General features: G+C 37.6%; 17 protein-coding genes and 1 pseudogene. 8 read left to right on the top strand and 10 right to left on the bottom strand.

Features of this window, described 5'->3' with window-relative positions; translation table 11 throughout:
- Nucleotides 1-7 precede the first annotated feature (7 nt).
- Complete coding sequence (locus ACO6UW_RS03850) at nt 8-1,096, bottom strand: YjgN family protein (RefSeq protein WP_057062174.1); 1,089 nt, start codon at nt 1,094-1,096, stop codon at nt 8-10.
- A 922-nt stretch (nt 1,097-2,018) separates the two neighbouring features.
- On the opposite strand from ACO6UW_RS03850, the gene ACO6UW_RS03845 reads away from it, so the two are divergent.
- The 4 genes from ACO6UW_RS03845 to ACO6UW_RS03830 all read left to right on the top strand — a co-directional run bounded on the left by ACO6UW_RS03845 (nt 2,019) and on the right by ACO6UW_RS03830 (nt 4,490).
- Nucleotides 2,019-2,606 (top strand): TetR/AcrR family transcriptional regulator, encoded by a 588-nt coding sequence (locus ACO6UW_RS03845; RefSeq protein WP_057062175.1) that lies wholly within the window; start codon nt 2,019-2,021, stop codon nt 2,604-2,606.
- A 149-nt stretch (nt 2,607-2,755) separates the two neighbouring features.
- Nucleotides 2,756-3,427 (top strand): CsgG/HfaB family protein, encoded by a 672-nt coding sequence (locus ACO6UW_RS03840; RefSeq protein WP_002120578.1) that lies wholly within the window; start codon nt 2,756-2,758, stop codon nt 3,425-3,427.
- 17 nt (nt 3,428-3,444) lie between these two features.
- Nucleotides 3,445-3,813 carry a DUF4810 domain-containing protein gene (locus tag ACO6UW_RS03835; RefSeq protein WP_005070471.1) on the top strand — a complete coding sequence of 123 codons (369 nt, stop codon included), beginning with the start codon at nt 3,445-3,447 and terminating at the stop codon, nt 3,811-3,813.
- Nucleotides 3,810-4,490: a DUF799 domain-containing protein gene (locus tag ACO6UW_RS03830; RefSeq protein WP_002120567.1), complete on the top strand. Its 681-nt coding sequence runs from the start codon at nt 3,810-3,812 to the stop codon at nt 4,488-4,490. The genes ACO6UW_RS03835 and ACO6UW_RS03830 overlap by 4 nt, the downstream gene beginning before the upstream one ends.
- A 157-nt stretch (nt 4,491-4,647) precedes the next feature.
- Here ACO6UW_RS03830 and ACO6UW_RS03825 read toward each other — a convergent pair whose 3' ends face one another.
- The 9 genes from ACO6UW_RS03825 to ACO6UW_RS03785 all read right to left on the bottom strand — a co-directional run bounded on the left by ACO6UW_RS03825 (nt 4,648) and on the right by ACO6UW_RS03785 (nt 14,402).
- Nucleotides 4,648-5,007, bottom strand: a complete 360-nt coding sequence (locus ACO6UW_RS03825; RefSeq protein ID WP_002120526.1) for a hypothetical protein — start codon at nt 5,005-5,007, stop codon at nt 4,648-4,650.
- A 377-nt stretch (nt 5,008-5,384) separates the two neighbouring features.
- Nucleotides 5,385-6,743, bottom strand: a complete 1,359-nt coding sequence (locus ACO6UW_RS03820) for an amino acid permease (RefSeq protein WP_005802857.1) — start codon at nt 6,741-6,743, stop codon at nt 5,385-5,387.
- A gap of 148 nt (nt 6,744-6,891) precedes the next feature.
- A complete protein-coding gene (locus ACO6UW_RS03815) occupies nt 6,892-8,337 on the bottom strand; it encodes an NAD(P)/FAD-dependent oxidoreductase (RefSeq protein ID WP_057062176.1) in 1,446 nt (481 codons plus the stop codon).
- Nucleotides 8,338-8,355: 18 nt separating this feature from the next.
- Nucleotides 8,356-9,687, bottom strand: coding sequence for an APC family permease (locus tag ACO6UW_RS03810; protein WP_057062177.1), 1,332 nt, complete (start codon nt 9,685-9,687; stop codon nt 8,356-8,358).
- A 186-nt stretch (nt 9,688-9,873) separates the two neighbouring features.
- Complete coding sequence (locus ACO6UW_RS03805) at nt 9,874-10,581, bottom strand: cache domain-containing protein (protein ID WP_005070463.1); 708 nt, start codon at nt 10,579-10,581, stop codon at nt 9,874-9,876.
- 65 nt (nt 10,582-10,646) lie between these two features.
- On the bottom strand, nt 10,647-11,366 hold the full coding sequence (locus tag ACO6UW_RS03800; protein ID WP_005075620.1) for a FadR/GntR family transcriptional regulator: 720 nt from the start codon (nt 11,364-11,366) through the stop codon (nt 10,647-10,649).
- Between the two features lie 55 nt (nt 11,367-11,421).
- Nucleotides 11,422-12,192, bottom strand: coding sequence for a nuclear transport factor 2 family protein (locus tag ACO6UW_RS03795; RefSeq protein ID WP_016802970.1), 771 nt, complete (start codon nt 12,190-12,192; stop codon nt 11,422-11,424).
- 28 nt (nt 12,193-12,220) lie between these two features.
- A complete protein-coding gene (locus ACO6UW_RS03790; RefSeq protein WP_057062178.1) occupies nt 12,221-13,651 on the bottom strand; it encodes a gamma-aminobutyraldehyde dehydrogenase in 1,431 nt (476 codons plus the stop codon).
- Nucleotides 13,652-13,979: 328 nt separating this feature from the next.
- The gene (locus tag ACO6UW_RS03785; protein WP_002120489.1) at nt 13,980-14,402 is read right to left on the bottom strand and encodes an Lrp/AsnC family transcriptional regulator; all 423 of its coding nucleotides are present in this window, start codon (nt 14,400-14,402) and stop codon (nt 13,980-13,982) included.
- 135 nt (nt 14,403-14,537) lie between these two features.
- Between ACO6UW_RS03785 and ACO6UW_RS03780 the strand changes: the two genes are divergently transcribed.
- From ACO6UW_RS03780 to ACO6UW_RS03765, 4 genes and pseudogenes are all read left to right on the top strand, one after another.
- Nucleotides 14,538-15,773: an aspartate aminotransferase family protein gene (locus ACO6UW_RS03780; RefSeq protein WP_057076725.1), complete on the top strand. Its 1,236-nt coding sequence runs from the start codon at nt 14,538-14,540 to the stop codon at nt 15,771-15,773.
- Nucleotides 15,770-16,864: an arginine N-succinyltransferase gene (astA, locus tag ACO6UW_RS03775; protein ID WP_057062127.1), complete on the top strand. Its 1,095-nt coding sequence runs from the start codon at nt 15,770-15,772 to the stop codon at nt 16,862-16,864. The genes ACO6UW_RS03780 and astA overlap by 4 nt, the downstream gene beginning before the upstream one ends.
- 400 nt (nt 16,865-17,264) lie before the next feature.
- A complete protein-coding gene (locus tag ACO6UW_RS03770; RefSeq protein ID WP_005070451.1) occupies nt 17,265-18,728 on the top strand; it encodes an amino acid permease in 1,464 nt (487 codons plus the stop codon).
- A gap of 123 nt (nt 18,729-18,851) precedes the next feature.
- Nucleotides 18,852-19,118: pseudogene (locus ACO6UW_RS03765) on the top strand (ShlB/FhaC/HecB family hemolysin secretion/activation protein); the annotation flags it as partial.

Genomic DNA, 19,118 nt, shown 5'->3' with positions numbered 1-19,118 from the left:
CAAATTATTATAAAGAGATGTCGATATCAAAAATATCACTGATTTCTTCAGCTAAAGCACTTTGCTCTTGTTGAGCTAGATTCATCATTTGATCTGGATCATCTAATAAAATTAAACTCATCGATTCAATCTGATATTTGTGAATACGAACTGCAGCCCAAGCAGACATTAAACCTATGGATAAGATTTTTACAATCCAGTTCGATGCTACAATCCATGCAAAACGCCATTGATTACAGTCTGTTTTAAATTGACTGTTTCCAATTGTAGTATTGTTCCATGTCGTAATAAAAATACGTGCAGCGATTAATGGATAAATAAATAATCCAATAAATGCATATACCATAAATATTCCGAAGAATATAGCGTTCGGTGAGAACCCAGAAATTGTTCCTACCATAGCAAAGTAAATGATTGAAAAAATAGCAATTATACCAATTGCAATAAAAACTGGTATATAAACTGCAGCCATATATGCAGACCATTTCGCGTTTAATTTAAAATTTAATTGTCCAGCATATAAGTTATTAAGATAATATTTTTTATATAGCCAAATAGCTACAGGTGTAAAGATTCCTAAAGTGAAAATATATACCAATATACTCAAAAGAAAGACTTTATAAGATTCTTTTATCGTTCCACCAAAGTAAAAACGTGCGTTGCCGAACTTACTATTTCTTGCAGTAAAACGCAAAGTAGCGCGAATTAGCCAAGGTACTGCTGCATATAGCGCAACTAGTCCAACCACCGTCGCAATCATTGAATACTGTGATGAAATTGCAAATACGACGTAAATTCCTAATGCAATTAAACGTCCAATCAAAATCTTGGTTGGAATCCCTGTAAAATCAAAGCGGCGTTCAAAAAATTCTGTATTGCCATAGAAATAGCGTAAGCGACGAACTTTAGCCCAAGGTGCATATAAGCTTAAAGTAATAATAGTCAAAAGAATATTAACGATCCAGATTCCAAAATATTCTGAGGCATTCCCATGAAACTTAAAATGATGAATTCCTGAGTGTGAAATTGGTGGAGTTGTAATATTTTGATCCTCATTTATATCTTGAGGAAGAGAGGTTAAAGCTTGGTCTTGCATTTTATTCTCTTTATTGAAAATATATGATCTTGATTGAATGTAATAGATAATTAGAAAACTATTGAGAATATTATATATTTTTTATAAATTGAAATAAATAGAATAAAAAGCAAGCAATAATTTATCAGCTCTTTTTTGTTGAATTATTCGGAGCAGAAAGCTTATCGCGAGAAGTATAAATAATAGGTTTAAAGGTATCGGTGACTTATTGTGATTGTAAATTTAGTAGTAATTCTAAGAAAAACTTTCTACATCATTAATTTCATCATTTACCATTTTTATATTCTAATTTTACCTGTTATAACTAATATATCTATATAAAATTCAATCCCGTTATAAACGCCACTTTAACAATAACTCATTCATTATTTACCCTTACTTTTTAATGATCTAATTTAAAACAAATGTGGTTTTGTGTGCTTGACTGCAATAGGGTAGAGCACTATCCTTTGCCTGCTGGCCACATTGCCAGCCGGCTTTGACAGGCCGCGCTCAAGAACATTGAAAAAACTCGTTTTTTTGATGTAGACCCGTTCGTCTCCCTTTTTGTAGCGGTAGGACGGAAGGGGGACACCTTCGGGTGTGCTGGGTCTTGAGCCAGTCTGTCAACCCTCTTTCGTTCTGCCACCATAATTTCTATTAATGTCTGGCAGAACTCCCAAAATCAGGAGTTGGCTATGCACATCCATCATTTCTTGGCAGCCTTTGCCAAAGTCTATATCGACACAACTTAAAAATTTACAGCAGCTTGAATGCCATAAGGTTTTTCAGGCTTTAGTCATTTTTACTTAAAACTTAGCAAAACAAAACTTGAGATGTGCAAAGCACCGTCTTACGGCTTTGCTGTGCCTTTTTTTCTCCCAGAAAGGGCACAGGCTTTTTATCTCATTTAGAAACAACAAGAATTTATAACGGTAAAACTATGCCAACTTTAGAAATATCTTCCAAAAAATTACAGGTTATTCAAACCGCTATCCAACTCTTTACCACGCATGGATTTCATAATGCAGGTGTAGACCTGATTATCAAAAAATCCAAAATTCAAAAAGCGACGTTTTATAACTACTTTCACTCGAAAGAACGCCTTGTTGAAATGTGTCTAATCTTTCAAAAAAGCCGACTCAAAGAAGAAGTACTGGCAATTGTCTATTCACATCGTTATCCAAACGCAGCCGATAAACTCAAAGAAATTGTCCGCTTACATGTCGATATAAATAGTCTTTACCATCTTTTGTTTAAAGCCATTTTTGAATTAAAACTGCTTTATCCTCGAGCTTACCGCATGGCGATTGAATATAGAAAATGGCTACTTAAAGAACTTTTTGATTTGATATTTAGTCTAGAAAGTCGTGGCTTAAAAGCTGATGCAAACATGATTTTATTTATGATTGATGGCGCAATCATCCAACTTTTAGATCCAAATAAAGCTAGTGAAAGGGAGCAATTGTTGGATTATTTTTTAAATGCTGTGGACAGCCAGGCATATTGCACTTTAAACAAACTCGAATAACTCCTATCAAAATAGGAGCTTTTTATTATTTAAATATCCATAAAATAAAAAATAGTATTTTTTACTCAATGGTTAAATTGTTAGACTATTTGATAGTCTTTTTGTATATAATATGTATTCTTTATATTTTGTAATCATTATAGAGTAACATGAAAAAAATATTAATCATTACTACTTTGAGTTCTTTCGGTTTAATTGCTTGTTCAACTACTGAAACTTCAAGAACGATACAAAGCCCGCAAGTAACTGTAGCTACATCACAAATTAAATATACGGGAGTAAAGGCTCCTGTTTCTATCGGTAAGTTTGATAACCGCTCTAGTTATATGAGAGGTGTTTTCTCTGACAATGTAGACCGTCTAGGCGGACAGGCGAAAACTATTCTTGAGACACATTTACAGCAAACTGGTTATTTTACAGTTTTAAATCGAGACAATTTATCTGAGATTAAACAAGAAGTTGGGTATAGTAATACAAGCCAATCTATTAAAGGTGCTCGTTATGTTCTCACAGGTGACGTATCTGAGTTTGGTCGCAAAGAAGTAGGTGATCAGCAATTATTTGGTATTTTAGGTCGCGGTAAACAGCAAGTTGCTTATGCAAAAGTTAATCTAAATGTCGTTGATGTAAAAACATCTGAAGTCGTGCATTCCGTACAAGGTGCGGGTGAATATGCCTTAGGTGCTCGTGAAGTATTAGGTTTTGGCTCTACAGCTTCTTATGATTCGACTTTAAATGGCAAAGTACTTGATTTAGCTGTTCGTGAAGCAGTTAATAATCTTGTAACAGATATTCAAAATAACCGTTGGTCAATTCAATAATTTTGGATATGTGTTAAATGAAAAAAATTCTTTTAAGCAGTTTTCTTGCTATGGGATTGGTTGGGTGTGCCGCTGGTCCTCAACCTTTATATAATTGGGGAACTTATACTCATCAAACCTATTTGATGTATAACTCACCTGAGAAAGCGACACCAAGTACGCAAATCACAAAATTAGAAGCTGAAATTGAGAAAACTAAAGGCAAGGGCTTAGCCGTTCCGCCAGGTTTATATGCACATTTAGGATTATTGTATTTACAAGAGAATAATTCTCAAAAAGCAATTGAGTATTTCCAGCTTGAACGACAAGTATATCCAGAATCTACAGTTTTAATGGATCGCTTATTGCAAAAAATGAATGCTAATGGTGGGAATGCAAAATCATGATGAAGAAATTTCTAATTGCTGGTTTGGTTATCTCTAGCCTTGCATTTACTGGATGTGCCGTTACTCCACAACCTAATAAAGATATTACAGCTTATAAAGCTCATATGCCAAAATCGATTTTGGTATTGCCTCCAGTCAATGATTCGCCTGATGTAAAAGCGACTTATAGTTATTGGCCTACTGTGGTGGCACCTGTGGCAGAAGCTGGTTATTACGTTTTCCCAATCTCTGTCGTAGACAATATGTTTAAAGAGAATGGGGTTACTAATGGTAGTGATGCTCAGTCTATTGCACCCCAGAAATTACAAGAGATTTTTGGTGCAGACGCAGCTTTATATATTCGAATTAAAGAATATGGTTCTAAATACCAAGTGATTCAGAGTGTCGCGACAGTAAGTGCTGATGCAAAGCTTGTTGATTTAAAAACTGGAGATGTGATTTGGACAGGTGAGAAAAAACTTGTTCAAGCAAGTAATGATGGTAATGCGGGTTTAATCGGAATGGTCGTCGGTGCTTTAGTTGAACAGATTGCTGGCAGCTTTACTGATCGGGCTTATCCATTAGCGAGTATGGTAAATACTCAACTTTTTACCCCGACGACTTATAATCCGGGTATGGGGTTGTTATATGGTCCACGTTCACCAAAATATCAACAAGATGGAGTAGTAGCTAAGTAAATTAAAGTCTTAACTAAAGTTTTACTTTATTAAAAATAGGCTGCTATCTAGATTAATTATATGAAATGCTAGATAAAAATTTATTATTCCAGATAGTTTATAAATTTTTTGATTAGGTAGGAGAGCTAGAGCAACTAGTTCTCCTATTTAATTTAAATTACTTCTTTTGCTTAAAGCGGTATTTACATTTTAAACAGCGATAATCTTGAAAAATATTCTTGTCGATTATTACGCCAGCTTTCTTACCAAAAATATTACCAACTACACCGCCAGTAATTCCTGCACTAATGGCACCAACAAAAGTCCCTACAGTTCCGCCAACAATTACACCTAAAGGACCAGCAACAGTACCAATAGCTGCTCCAACAGTAGCACCGGTCGCAGCGCCACCTACAGTGCCTGCCGTTGTACCGGCAGCTGTGAGTAAAACACCGCCAGTTGTTCTAAGTAATTTGTCATGGTCACGTGCTTCAATTTCTGTAGAACCACACTTAGGACATTGCAGAGCTTTTTCCATAAAATTTCCTGTCTTTCATCATTGAGTGACACAGTTGACGGCTAAATCAGTGCAGTGGGTAAAGAACCTGTCTTGCGATGCAGTATCTTTTGCCTATTGAGTGATCGTAACGATAAACTGGTCTGTTTTGATTTTAGCTGAACATTGACACAAATATTTATAGATCATGTAAACACTTGTACTTTAATAATTATCTCATTAAATACCAATGTTTAGAATGACTAAGGCTTACATATCCATGTGTCTAGTAGAGAACAATTTAATAATGATGAATAGAATGTGAATGGTTTTTTGAATAGATTTTCTGAAGTTGCTTAGGGTGACAAGCTGATAAATGATAAAAGGCTTATCCAGTTTGAATAAGCCTTTTTTGAATATTAGAGTGCTTTTTTCCAACTCAGAAATTTATATAATCCAAACATGAATGTAATCCAGATTGGAATTAAAATCACCGATTTTTCAAATCCTTGAGTCCACATGATATATAAAATCATGCCAATGAAAATCAAAACAATATAGTTACTTAAAGGTGAAATTAATGCAGGGAACTTGGCAACTTTATTTTCAAGTTTCATAGCGCGTTTAAACTTTAAATGCGTAAAGCTAATAATTGCCCAGTTTAAAACTAGTGCAGCCACGGCCATGTACATGAGATAGCTTAAAGCTTCTTCTGGGATAAAATAATTCAGTAATACACAACCAAAAATTAGGATAGAAGAAAAGATAACAGCAGGTGTTGGAACCCCTTGTTTACTGACTTTTGTAAAAATTTTGGATGCATGGCCTTGTACTGCTAGGCCATATAACATACGGCTGTTTGCGTACATGCCGCTGTTATAAACAGACAGTGCGGCTGTTAAAATAATAAAGTTAAGCAAATGCGCTGCCCAACCAATACCAAGCTGGCTAAAAATCATCACAAATGGACTTTTATCTAAACCACCGAGGTCAAGCTGATTCCACGGAATGAGTGACATGATGATAGCAAGCGAAGCCACATAGAAAACCAAGATTCGAAAGATGACTTGGTTAATGGCTTGTGGAATGCTTTTTTCTGGATTTTCGGCTTCAGCGGCAGTCATTCCAATCAGTTCAATACCGCCAAAAGCAAACATTAAAAAGGCGAGCATATAAAATAGGCCCGAGAACCCATGCGGGAAAAATCCGCCATGCTGCCATAAGTTTGAGAAGCTAGCGATAGAGTCATTACCCGCGGTAAGCAATAAATATAAGCCAAACACGATCATGGCAATGACCGCCGCAACTTTAATAATAGCTAACCAAAACTCAGATTCGCCATAAAATTTAACGTTGCCTAAGTTCAAACATGTGACCAAAACAAAGAAAAATAAGGCTGATATCCAAGCAGGAATGTGGGGCCACCAGTAATGCACATATTTAGCAACTGCTGTCAGTTCGGTCATCGCGACCAGAATATAAACAACCCAATAGTTCCAGCCCGATAAAAAACCGGGGAATTTCCCCCAATATTTTTGTGCAAAGTAACTAAAGGAACCGACCACAGGTTCTTCTACGATCATTTCACCCATTTGGCGCATAATTAAAAATGCGACCAAACCGACAATGGCATAACCTAAAATAATAGAAGGACCAGCAGACTGGATGACTTGTGCAGAGCCTAAAAATAAACCTGTCCCGACAGCACCACCCATAGCGATTAACTGGATATGGCGATTTTTAAGTCCGCGTTTTAATTGGGAAGATGAATTGCTCAAAATATATGCGCTGAATAAAAAAGCTGGCGCTATTGTAATAGATTGGTTAGGGATAACCTAGTTTGAAAAGGATTTTACTCAGCTAAATAAAAAGGATCCGTACAAAGCTATACGAATCCTTTTTTTGAAAATTAGTTATTTTAATAAATTAGAAAGACACCATTTTGCCCGGATTAATCATTGCACCAATACCATACATGCTTTTAGCGAGTGGAATAACAACGGGTGCAAGGGTACGACCAAAGATAATATTTTGATGGTCAATTTTAGATAACATTTCAAAGTCGTTAGATTGCCCAACAAAGTCATTTGCAATGGCTTTACCAATACGTACCGTCTGAGCAACGCCGTGACCGCTCCAGCCGTGAACAGCATAAATTGGGAATTTATTGCCAAATTTACGGCTATCGACTGCACCATTTACGGTTAAATCAGTGGTGCCACTCCAGACAAAATCCATCTCTAGATTTTTAATTTGAGGGAAAACAGTGTGAATTCGATGTTCTAAATAATTTAATGTTTTTTCTGGTCCCCAGCATGTTCCTGTACCTTGACCACCAAATAATAAGCGGTTATTAAACACAGGGCGGTAGTAATCAATCTGGAACTGAGTGTCATAGACTGGATGCCCAAATGGCAGTAGCTCTTTTGTATCAAGCTCTAGTGGGGCAGTCGTCGCAACATAGGTATAAAACGGAATAGTAGTATTGTTTTGCTCTGATAAAAGTTTAAAAGAAGCATGGTGCACGGCTAACACCACAGACTTTTTAGCTTTTACGACCGCATTTGCAGTTTGAACATAAATACCATCTGCTTTTTCTTCTATTGAAATGACTTCTGTTTGTTCATAAACAGTACCGCCATTTTGGCAAAATCCATAAATTAAGCCACGGTTTAAAGCTAAAGGATGAATTTGTCCACCTAACTCATCAATTAAGCCACCCGTATAGTAGTCTGACTTAATGTAGTCCATGAGTTCATGTTTACCCACAATGCGGGTATGGTCTTCACCTAAATATTTTCGTGCATCGGCGCCTTGTGTTAAACCGACTAAATGTCCTTCATGAACGGCAGCAGTAATATGACCGTATTTTCGGTCAAAGTTGAGTTGGTATTTTTCCGAAATGTCATCAATCAGTTGCATTGCTTCCGTAGAGGTAAAATGCCAGAGTTTTTTGGCATCTTCGTAGCTCAAGCGATCAGCCATTTCTTGAGCTTCCCAGCGAGCTAAACCAGGGGTAAGTTGTCCGCCATTGCGTCCAGAAGCTGCGCTACCTACACGGTTTTTTTCTAATAAAACAGTCTCTACGCCTTGTTCAGCTAAATGTAAGGCCGTAGATGAACCCAATAAACCACCGCCAATAACTACCACATCACATTCAATATCAGCTTTTAAACTGTCAAAAGTATGCCAATCAGAAAGTGAGCTTTCATAATAGTTTGCAGGGTTATCTATCGAGGTGCCTTCTACAGTAGTTGAGTCAAATTTTGCATGTTTCGGATTTAACCAGCTCCACTCTTTACCCACTTGTAGAGATTTACTCGGTTTATATTCCACGTCTTTTAAAAGTTGAGGTTTAGAAATAATTTTCATAATAAAGTTCCTTAAAAATTAATAAACATTACTAATAGCAATACTTTGTTTTTTAATCGTTTTATAGATAAATAGGAGAATACCCAAAGCTAACCAGAAACAACCAAACATGAGTGAAGATGAATCGAGATTAAGCCAGAGGCAAATAATGCTGAACACAGAAATAAGCGGTAAAAATAGGTTTAGAAATTTGTTTTTAAAACCTGCGCGCTGTTTATCTTTAATATAAAACTTCATAAAAACAGAGAAATTTACGGCTGTAAAAGCGACTAGGGCACCAAAGCTGATGAGGCTTACGATTTGGGCTAAATCTAGAAAAACCGCGGACATTGAAATAAGACCAACAAACAAAACCGAAAAAAATGGTGTACCTAATGAGATATGAATTGTCCCAAAATACTTTTTAGGGAAAATATTATCGGTACCCATTATATACAGTAAACGTGAAGCACTGGCATGAGAGGCAAGGCCAGAAGCTACAGTGTTCATAATTTGTCCGCATAAGAATACAGATTGGAAAAAAGCACCACCCACGTAAAGCACAATTTCAGGCAACGCTTCAGATGGATGCTGAAAACGAAGATTGTTTGGAAAATAAAGTTGAATAAACCAAGCTGCTGTGAAGAAAATAAGTCCACCTGCAAGAGTCGTTAACATGACTGCGCGGGGAATATTTTTGGTGGGTTGTTTGGTTTCATTAGAAAGCGTGGTAACCGCATCAAAACCTAAAAATGAAAAGCACAAAACTGAGGCACCCGCAACGAGAGGGAGTAAAGATTGGTGCTCATGCCAGAGTGGCGCCAATGTAAGCACATGCTCATAACCTTGAGTCGAGCCAATACCCTTAATCACTAAATAAACAAAAATGACCATGAGTATGATCGGTGCAAACACAAACAACAGGCTTAAATTGGCGAGCAACCGAATGCGGAAACAGTTTACTAAAGTGACTAAGCTTGCCGACACAATTACCCAGAACCAGTAAGGCATACTTGGAATCAGTGCGGTCAGATAAATCGCAGCTAGCAAAACATTAATGAGAGGTAATAACAAATAGTCGAGCAGAGAGCACCAACCGACAAAAAAGCCACTTTTAGGCCCTAAACTTTCAGCTGTATAGCTATATGCCGAGCCTGATTTTTCAGAATTTTTACTGAATCTTGCATAGCTCCAAGCAGTGAGTAACATGGCGCCAAGTGCGAGTAAATAGGCCAGTGGTACGTGTCCATTGGTAATGCCAGAGACAATACCGAAAGTGTCAAACACCGTCATAGGGGTCATGTAGGCAATACCAATAATGGTGACTTGCCAAAGAGACAGTTTTTTTAAGGAAGACGCTTTATTTTCCATGTCATTTCAACCTCAAATTCGTTGTTTTGCTTTTCATCCGGAAAAGCGATGCTATTTTTGAGCCAAAACTTCCCCTAGACTTGAATAAACAAGTCTATTTGGAGAAAGTTTGTACAAAAGTTGGTGGATGTTTCGCCTTGGTGATGCCCTAAAGCAAGATCAAATACTTATATCTTTGATATAACTCTAGATCACGACCAGTTGAAAAGATTGACACGGTCGTGACAGAAACTGCTCGGGGCTTTGGCCTTTAAATAATGTGCCTGTTCTGATGGTGATATCATTTGAAGTAATCACTCTAGAAGAGTCGTTAATCACAATTGCTTTTTGTTTTATGTTTTTAAGTTTCGGCATAAGAATTTTTTCGAGTGCGGAAACTAAAATATCGGTAGCAATCACACCGATAAATTGATCACGAATCATGACCGGATGGGCAAGGGTGATGGTGTATGCGCCATTGCAAATGTAGTCAACATAAGGCCCATGGATGCACGGACTTTTATTTTGAGCAGGTTTATGGAACCATTCAAAAGAGCGAAAGTCTAGAAATCGCTGAGCATTTTGATAGTTTTCAAGTTTAGCTTGTTGTAACTGATCTTCTTTTTTATACCACCATTCGAGTGTCCAATAATCTTGCTCTTCTTGCGTTGCAGGGCTATAACTTGCAAAACCAATACCTTGACTGTAATGGCTTTCCTGTAAGGCCTTTTTAATTTCTTTTTGCAAAGCTGTGCGTTCTGAACCTGAAAGCTTAACGTCTTTTGTTTTTTCAGGTTCATGTTTTGAAAGAATTTTGCTCGCTTTAGTTGCCAGCTTTTCTGTAATGGCTGTCGTTTCTTCAACCACCGTCTTTAACAAATTTTGAAGCTCTTCTATATCTAAATGTTGGGTCATTCCTATAACTCCTAAAATTCCGTATTTCTCACTCGATATTTTATAAGTGCTCTACTTTATTGTTTTTATTCAATAGATAACTTATATCGAAGCATTTGGTCTGTTAGCATCGAAATGATTTTTCGCGCTTGAATAACAGCATCATCTTCATTGCCTTGAACAAAAGATGATAAAAGTTGGTGGTATTGAGCGACGACCAGTTGATGAAATTGATCATCTTGGTAAAGCACAGCAATGAGCGGTGCCCATTCGGCTTGTATGGTTAACTCTTGATTTGCCAGTCGAGCTGATTGAGCAAAAGAGGTAAGTGTTAACAAACAACGTAAATCAAGTTGGGCACGTATGTCTGGTTCAACTGCTTGTTCAAATTGATCAATAAGCTCTTTGATTTTACCCAGTTCATATTCAGTAGTTCTTTGTGCTGCCAAATATGCACCATGGCTTAAAATTGCACTATGAAACTCGCCTAAATCAGCTAAATATTCATTGGAAGCCTGACGCAGAGGGTGCTTGTTTAAGAGTAAATCGGAAGGCAACTCGCAAACAAAGCTTCCGCCGTTTCGTCCGCGTCGTGTATCAATCAGACCTTTTACGCGTAAAGTATTTAAAGCTTCACGGACCGTAATGGGTGACACTCCCATTAAGCGAGCTAGATCCGCCTCGTTAGGAAGCTGTTCATTGCTTTTGAGCAATCCAGAGATAATTGCATTTTCCAAGCGTTCCACAACTTGTTCCGATCGAGTTGCCTGAGCGATAGGTGCAAAAATTATCGTATATGCTGACATGGCGAATTCTCTAAAAGCTAAGTCAGAGACTTAGCTTAATGAAACGGATAAATGATTAAAACACGCCATATTGATGGACTGCCTGTTCATCTTCAGGCACAGCTGGTATTGCATCCCAAAGTTCAACAATTTTGCCATTATCCACACGCCATAATTCAAAATAGGCATGTCGATTTCCGGCAATACTTCCTTCGGAATGTGTCAAGACAAATTGACCATCAGCAATGGAGCGATGCGTTTTGGAGTATACCAAACCTTGTCCTTCATTACGGATATTGTTCAAAAAATCAATAACTGCTTTAACACCATCGCCAATGTCTGGACTATGTTGAATGAACTGATCGTCGTGAGTGTATTCTTTAAATGCTTCGTAATTGCCATCAATTAATGACTTCTTAAAGAACGAGGTCACAATCTCGCGGTTTTTCTCTGGATCATGGTGAGTGACGATTTCAGTTGGACCATCTAATTGGGTTCTACCACTCACATTCGGCGCAGCTTCTGCCACAAGACCATCCCAATGTTCCACAATTTTGCCATCTTTCACTCGGTAAATATCAAAACCAACTAAAGGGTTTTCATCTAGACCCTGAAAGCGGCCATGAATTGCAACCAAGTCACCATCTGCCAATACACGCACAGCTTCGTGTTGCATGTCAGGACAGTCTTCTACCAATTGGCGAAGGCCCGAAATGCCATTTGCAACGAGTGGTGAGTGCTCTATAAAGTCTTCAGAAAAATAACGGTCCAGAGCAGTGGTATCGTGCAAATTAAAGAGCTCGTGATGGGCTTTAGTCACCAAGTCTTTCATTTCTTGCTTATTCATTTTGATCTCCTTTCAAAACGCATTGTTATTATTCGTTTGAACTCATCACATGTTTAACACGGGTATATTCTTCAAAACCGTAGCCAGATAAATCTTTACCATAACCTGATTTTTTGAAACCGCCGTGTGGCATTTCTGCGGTCAAAGGAATATGGGTGTTGATCCAAACTGTACCGAAATCGAGTTCACGAGAAAGACGAGTTGCGCGGGCATGGTCTTTAGTCCAAACACTTGAAGCTAAGCCATATTCAACATCGTTGGCTTTTTCAATCGCATCATTTTCATCGGTAAATTTTTGAACGGTAATCACTGGTCCAAAAATTTCATTTTGAATTGCTTCATCGTGTTGTTTTAAGCCACTAATAACGGTTGGTTCAAAATAGAAGCCTGGACGGTCTGCTTGTTTTCCACCTGTTTCAACTTTGGCGTGAGCAGGTAAGTTGTCGATAAAGGCTTTAACATTTTTTAATTGGTTGGCATTGTTGAGTGGGCCATAAAGTGCGTCTTGATCATCGGGTTCACCAAAACGGGTATTTTTTGCAGCTTCAACTAACTTGCTTAAAAATTCATCATGAACAGATTCAGCCACAATCACACGCGTTGCCGCAGTACAGTCTTGGCCTGCGTTGAAATAGCCCGTTAAAGCAATCATCTCAACGGCTTTGTCGAGGTCAGCATCTTCAAAAACCACTACAGGTGCTTTACCACCAAGCTCAAGATGCGCTTTCGCTAGATTTGCTGCGGCAGAAGCTGCAACTTGTAATCCGGCACGAACTGAGCCTGTAATAGAAACGAGTGCAGGGGTTGTATGTGATACAACTTTTGAACCCACCTGAGCTTGGCCTAACACTACGTTAAAGGCACCTTTAGGGAAAAATGGTGCAGCAATCTCTGCCAGTAAAAGCGTACTTTCAGGCGTCGTATCACTTGGTTTAAGTACCACTGTATTACCAGCGGCTAAAGCTGGAGCAATTTTCCAAACAGCCATCATGAGTGGATAGTTCCAAGGTGTAACTTGTCCAACTACACCGACAGGTTCGCGGCGAATAGAAGAGGTTAAACCTTCTAAATATTCACCTGAAGCAGTGCCATTGAGTAGGCGGGCAGCACCAGCAAAGAAACGAACCTGATCTGCCGATGCACCCACTTCTTCAGATGCAATTAAGTGTTTTAACTGACCCGTATTACGACTTTGTGCCTCAATTAAACGCTCTGCATTTGCTTCAATAGCATCTGCTAAATTCAGTAATGCTTTTTGACGAGTCGAAGGTGTACTGCGGCCCCAAATTTTAAATGCTTCTTTTGCAGCAGCATAAGCTGCATCAACTTCTGCCTCAGTTGCATTCGGTGATTGTGCATAAACTTCACCAGTCACTGGGCTTACCAAGTCGAAATAATCATTTCCTTTGCTAGCAACATATTCGCCGTTAATAAAGTGTTTTAGTTGAGTTTTAGCCATTTTTTATACCTTGTCCTTAGGTTTTAACATATAACATATAATACTATATGTATTATGTTTTAAATTTTCTGTCAAATGCTTTGATGAGGGGATTGAGTGAAAAAAGTTGGAATTTAAATCAAATTGGATTTTAAGTTTTTGATTTGATTATTTAAAAAAATTAAAAAATTTATTGAAGATTTTTAGGAAAGATTCATTGTCGTAATAGTTCAATAGATTTGATAAAAATCATAGAATAATTTTTCTAATCGAAAGCAGTTTGATGAGCCAAACATTGTGCTTAGCTCATCAATTTCGAGTTCTTATTTATTGAAATTAAAGTGGATGATTAGGTCTTATGACTCGCAAGAAGAATGCTAGTTTCGCTGTTATAAATACCTGAAATGTTCCTGATTCTTTCTAAAACTTTATCGAAGTTTTCTAAAGTATCAGAACGTAGCTCGACCAAAATGTCCCATTTGCCATTGGTTTTATGCAAACATTCCACGGCACTTTCTAAGCGTAATTCTTTAATTACAGACTGCGCTTTGGTCCCTTCGACCATAATGCTCATCCATGCACGGATGACGTTCCGTTCTGCATTGGGTTTAAACCGTACTGTATATCCAGTAATGATGCCCGAAGACTCCAAATATTCGATTCTCTTTTTTACCGTTGCCCGTGAAACGTGAACTTTTTCGGCTAACTCGGTAACAGACATCCGTGCGTTATCTTTAAGCAAACCTAAAATAATTTGATCAATGTTATCCATATTGTAATTGTCAATTATCAGATTGGTAAAAATTAATTCATTTTTGACTGAATTACAAATTTTGTGAATCAATTTGATTTTGAATAATAGGGGCATCGGTTAAACCTAATAATTCAATTTAATGGACTAGATAAGATGAATAATTTTGCAGTTTCTCGTAATGACTTTAACGAGTGGATGGTTCCAGTTTTTGCACCGGCAAATTTCATTCCGGTACGTGGCGAAGGTTCACGTATTTGGGATCAAGAAAATAAAGAATATATCGATTTTGCAGGCGGGATTGCAGTAAACGCATTAGGTCATGCGCATCCAGTGGCAGTAAATGCTTTAACAGAACAAGCAACAAAACTTTGGCATGTAGGCAACGGTTATACAAATGAACCCGTTCTACGCCTTGCAAAACAACTCACTGAAAATACATTTGCAGATAAAGTATTCTTCTGTAACTCAGGTGCAGAAGCAAACGAAGCTGCTTTAAAACTGGCTCGTAAAGTTGGACTAGACAGCGGTATTGCTGGCAAAAGTGGCATTGTGGCATTTAACAATGCGTTCCACGGCCGTACCTTATTTACCGTTTCGGCGGGTGGTCAACCTAAATATTCACAAGACTTTGCACCTCTTCCAAATGGTATCAACCATGTTGCCTTTAATGATTTAGAAGCTGCAAAAGCGGTCATTAATGAACAAACTTGTGCAGTCATTGTTGAGCCAATCCAAGGTGAAGGCGGCGTTATTCCTGCTGACATCGAATTTTTAAAAGGCTTAAGAGCACTGTGTGATGAGTTTGGCGCCTTACTTATTTTTGATGAAGTGCAAACTGGTGTAGGTCGTACAAGTGCACTGTATGCCTACATGAACTCGGGTGTTATTCCAGATGTATTAACCACTGCAAAAGCACTAGGTGGTGGTTTCCCAGTCGGCGCAATGTTAACAACCGATAAGTTTGCTCCGCATTTTTCTGTCGGTACACATGGTACGACTTATGGTGGTAACCCGTTAGCGAGTGCGGTAGCAGGTGCAGTATTTGAGTTTATTAATACGCCTGAAGTGCTTAATGGTGTCAAAGAGCGTCATGACTACTATAAAAACGCTTTAAATAAATTAAATGAAAAATATGAAGTCTTTAAAACGATTCGCGGTGAAGGCTTATTGATTGGTTGTGCGTTAAAAGATGAATTCGCTGGTAAAGCAAAAGACATCAATAACCTTGCGGGCGAAGAAGGTTTACTGAGTCTTATTGCTGGTCCAAATGTTGTCCGTTTTACGCCCTCTTTAATTATTCCATTTGCTGATATTGATGAAGGTCTAAAACGCTTTGAACGTGCGCTTGCTCGCTTTGTGGAAATTCAAAAGGATGTACAAGCAGCATGATGATTATTCGTTACATCGAACCTAAAGATGTTAATGACCTTTACCTGTTGGCAAAAAAAGCGGGTTTTGGTTTGACTTCTTTGCAGCCCAATATGGAAAAGTTGGCTGCACGTATTGAACGGGCCTGTAAAACAGTCACAGGCGAACTCCCAAAGGCAGATCAGGTTTATTTATTTGTTTTAGAAGATACTGAACTCAACAAAGTTGTCGGTGTTTGCGGAATTGAAGTTGCACTTGGTTTAAAAGAGCCTTGGTATAACTTCCATGTTGGGACACAAGTGCATGCTTCTGAACCGTTAAGTGTTTATAACGCTTTACCGACTTTGTATTTGAGTAACGACCATACCAACTGTAGTGAGCTTTGTACTTTATTTTTAGACCCTGACTATCGCTTAAATAAAAATGGCAAATTTTTATCTAAAGTCCGTTTCTTATTTCTTTCAGCATTCCGTCAATATTTTGAAGAAACGATTGTTGCCGAAATGCGCGGATATTCTGATGCCAATGGGCAGTCACCATTTTGGAATGCGGTAGGCCATAAGTTTTTTAATATCGAATTTACCAAGGCTGATTATTTAAGTGGAGTCGGGCAAAAGGCTTTTATTGCTGAGCTGATGCCAAGACATCCCCTCTATGTCGATATGTTACCTGACGATGCTAAAGCTGCGATTGGCATTGTTCATCCAAATACTCGACCAGCCTATAATCTCTTGCTTGAAGAGGGGCTACGCTATAAAGGCTATATCGATATTTTTGATGGTGGCGCAACGCTGCAAGCGGATATCGAAAATTTACGGGCAATTAAAGAAAGTCAGTCTGTAGCGGTACAAATTGAACAACCTGAAAATATCGCTGTAGGTGATGAAGCTTACATTGTGGCCAATGATGATTATGAAAATTATCGCGCCATTCTTGTGTATAGCAAACCGCACCAAAACATATTGCGGTTAACAAAAGAACAGGCAAAACAATTGAATGTGGAAAATGGCTCTTTAGTTCGGGTGCTAAGTGTTCAAGTTAAACAAATTTCGAGTCCAGAAGTGGTCAATAAACTCAAAGCGACTGAACATTTTCGAATGGCTGTTAATTAAGCGGAAATTACTACACATTTCACCAAATTTAAGAAGGAATACTATATTATCGCTAGCGCAAGTTGGGTATATGGATAAATACAATCTTGCTCGCTGAGCTGGAATTAATTAGCCTGTTTTTCTATATAAATGGTAAATCAATAAAATATTTAATTAATCTATATATTTTAAATGTTTACCGAAATTATATTTTGGAAATCAGGCTAATATAATAATGAAGGAAAGGAATGATGAATAATTTTTATTGTTATAGGTGATAGCTTTTAAAAAGGAATTTATAAGGTCTTAAGTGATTTAATAATATTTTTTAGAATGGTTTAATGGACTAAATTAATAATCATATAATTTGTTTATTATTAAAGCATTTACGACGGTTGCTATAAATTGGAGTAAATATTACATGAGTAAGAATAACGGAAAGCAGTTCCTGGAAGGAGATCTTCTTGGTAGTCAACATATGACTGATCAAGAAGAAGAGAAATTGCAGCGCTCATTGACAAATCGTCATATTCAAATGATCGCAATCGGTGGTGCAATTGGTACTGGATTATTTATGGGTTCCGGGAAAACATTAAGTGTTTCGGGTACTTCAATTGTTTTAACCTATTTAATTATTGGTTTCTTCTTTTTCTTCGTGATGCGGGCAATGGGTGAATTGTTGCTTGCGAACACGAATTTTAAAACATTCGCCGATTTTGCAACAGCTTATCTCGGTCCATGGGCGGGGTTTTTCCTTGGTTGGTCCTACTGGTGTAACTGGATTATTACTGCGATTGCAGACGTGATTGTGATCGGAGGGTACATGCAGTTTTGGTATCCTGATTTACCCGTCTGGATTCCAGCATTTACATCATTAGCGATCTTGACCATACTCAATTTTGTGGCCGTTCGATTGTTTGGTGAACTCGAGTTTTGGTTCTCACTCATCAAAATTACTGCAATTATTCTGTTTATTCTGGCTGGTATTTATTTAATTGGTACCGGATTTACTTCTCCAAATGGGGTTAAGGCCTCAATGAGCCATTTGTTTGAAACAGAGTCGATGTTTCCTTATGGTGTAACTGGTTTCTTGGCAGGCTTTCAAATTGCCATCTTTGCATTTGTGGGTATTGAGCTTGTCGGTACAACTGCTGCTGAAACTAAAGATCCGCATAAATCACTTCCGAAAGCAATTAACTCTATACCTTTACGCATTTTATTGTTCTATGTGGGCGCGTTGGTTTGTATTATTGCGGTCACATCTTGGGCAAAAGTTTCACCAGAAAAAAGTCCGTTTGTAGAAATGTTTACCTTGGTTGGATTACCAATTGCGGCAGGTTTAATCAATTTTGTTGTTGCGACTTCAGCTTTATCTTCTGCAAATAGTGGAATCTTTGCGACCAGCCGTATGTTATACGGTTTGGCTTTAGACAACGACGCACCTAAAAGCTTTAGCAAATTATCGAAAAGAAAAGTTCCAATTAGAGGACTTGTATTTTCAATGGCGTGCGTAACGGTTGGAACATCTATTTTATTTATTGTTCCAAATGTTATGACCGCATTTACGATTATTTCAGCGCTCACTTCAATTTTATGTATTTTTACATTCATGTTGATTGTGCTTTCATATATTTATTATCGTAAGAAAAGCCCTGAACTACACATCCAATCAAACTATAAAATGCCGGGTGGTTTATTTATGGCATGGATGACCATGTTGTTTTTAGTGTTTACTATCGTAATTTTAGCATTAGACCATGATACTTTAATTGCACTTGAGTGTTCACCAATCTGGTTTATTGGTTTATTTATTGCCTATAAATATAAAAAGAAAAAAATGTTGCAGCTTGATATCTTAAAAGCTCAAAAGGTTGATTATATTTAATCTAGAAGATGAAATGCTTTTAAAGCTAGGCGTGTGTCTAGCTTTTTTTATGCTCTTAAATATTGAGATATATATTGTGTTTATGTAAAATAATGTGATTATACGTACAATTCTGTATATGAGATGTTAACTAAGAACTTTATAACTTCTTCTATTATTCTTTTTGCGGGTTTTCACCAATATGTCTATGCCATCGAAGACGTTTCTTTGCCCAGTCAGGTGCTTCAAGATCAACGTTTAAAAGAGCTTAACCAGCAATTACAAGACCAAATTGCTCAGCAAACTCCTTACCAAAACACCAAGCCATTACAGGATTTTAAGCATTTAGTTGTTAAAGAAAGCCCATGCGTAGTGGTTAAAAAAATTAGTTTTATCCCTTTAAATGATCAG

The organism is Acinetobacter sp. JADD-222 (genome assembly GCF_049310645.1).
This window is presented reverse-complemented; position numbering and strand designations above follow the sequence as displayed.

Excerpts from the sequence above, each read along its gene's own strand:
- ACO6UW_RS03805 (WP_005070463.1), bottom strand. The coding sequence starts at position 10,581 with ATGACCCAACATTTAGATATAGAAGAGCTTCAAAATTTGTTAAAGACG.
- ACO6UW_RS03830 (WP_002120567.1), top strand. The coding sequence starts at position 3,810 with ATGATGAAGAAATTTCTAATTGCTGGTTTGGTTATCTCTAGCCTTGCA.
- ACO6UW_RS03800 (WP_005075620.1), bottom strand. The coding sequence starts at position 11,366 with ATGTCAGCATATACGATAATTTTTGCACCTATCGCTCAGGCAACTCGA.
- ACO6UW_RS03835 (WP_005070471.1), top strand. The coding sequence starts at position 3,445 with ATGAAAAAAATTCTTTTAAGCAGTTTTCTTGCTATGGGATTGGTTGGG.
- ACO6UW_RS03840 (WP_002120578.1), top strand. The coding sequence starts at position 2,756 with ATGAAAAAAATATTAATCATTACTACTTTGAGTTCTTTCGGTTTAATT.
- astA (WP_057062127.1), top strand. The coding sequence starts at position 15,770 with ATGATGATTATTCGTTACATCGAACCTAAAGATGTTAATGACCTTTAC.
- ACO6UW_RS03785 (WP_002120489.1), bottom strand. The coding sequence starts at position 14,402 with ATGGATAACATTGATCAAATTATTTTAGGTTTGCTTAAAGATAACGCA.
- ACO6UW_RS03815 (WP_057062176.1), bottom strand. The coding sequence starts at position 8,337 with ATGAAAATTATTTCTAAACCTCAACTTTTAAAAGACGTGGAATATAAA.
- ACO6UW_RS03825 (WP_002120526.1), bottom strand. The coding sequence starts at position 5,007 with ATGGAAAAAGCTCTGCAATGTCCTAAGTGTGGTTCTACAGAAATTGAA.
- ACO6UW_RS03780 (WP_057076725.1), top strand. The coding sequence starts at position 14,538 with ATGAATAATTTTGCAGTTTCTCGTAATGACTTTAACGAGTGGATGGTT.
- ACO6UW_RS03845 (WP_057062175.1), top strand. The coding sequence starts at position 2,019 with ATGCCAACTTTAGAAATATCTTCCAAAAAATTACAGGTTATTCAAACC.
- ACO6UW_RS03790 (WP_057062178.1), bottom strand. The coding sequence starts at position 13,651 with ATGGCTAAAACTCAACTAAAACACTTTATTAACGGCGAATATGTTGCT.
- ACO6UW_RS03795 (WP_016802970.1), bottom strand. The coding sequence starts at position 12,192 with ATGAATAAGCAAGAAATGAAAGACTTGGTGACTAAAGCCCATCACGAG.
- ACO6UW_RS03850 (WP_057062174.1), bottom strand. The coding sequence starts at position 1,096 with ATGCAAGACCAAGCTTTAACCTCTCTTCCTCAAGATATAAATGAGGAT.
- ACO6UW_RS03770 (WP_005070451.1), top strand. The coding sequence starts at position 17,265 with ATGAGTAAGAATAACGGAAAGCAGTTCCTGGAAGGAGATCTTCTTGGT.
- ACO6UW_RS03810 (WP_057062177.1), bottom strand. The coding sequence starts at position 9,687 with ATGGAAAATAAAGCGTCTTCCTTAAAAAAACTGTCTCTTTGGCAAGTC.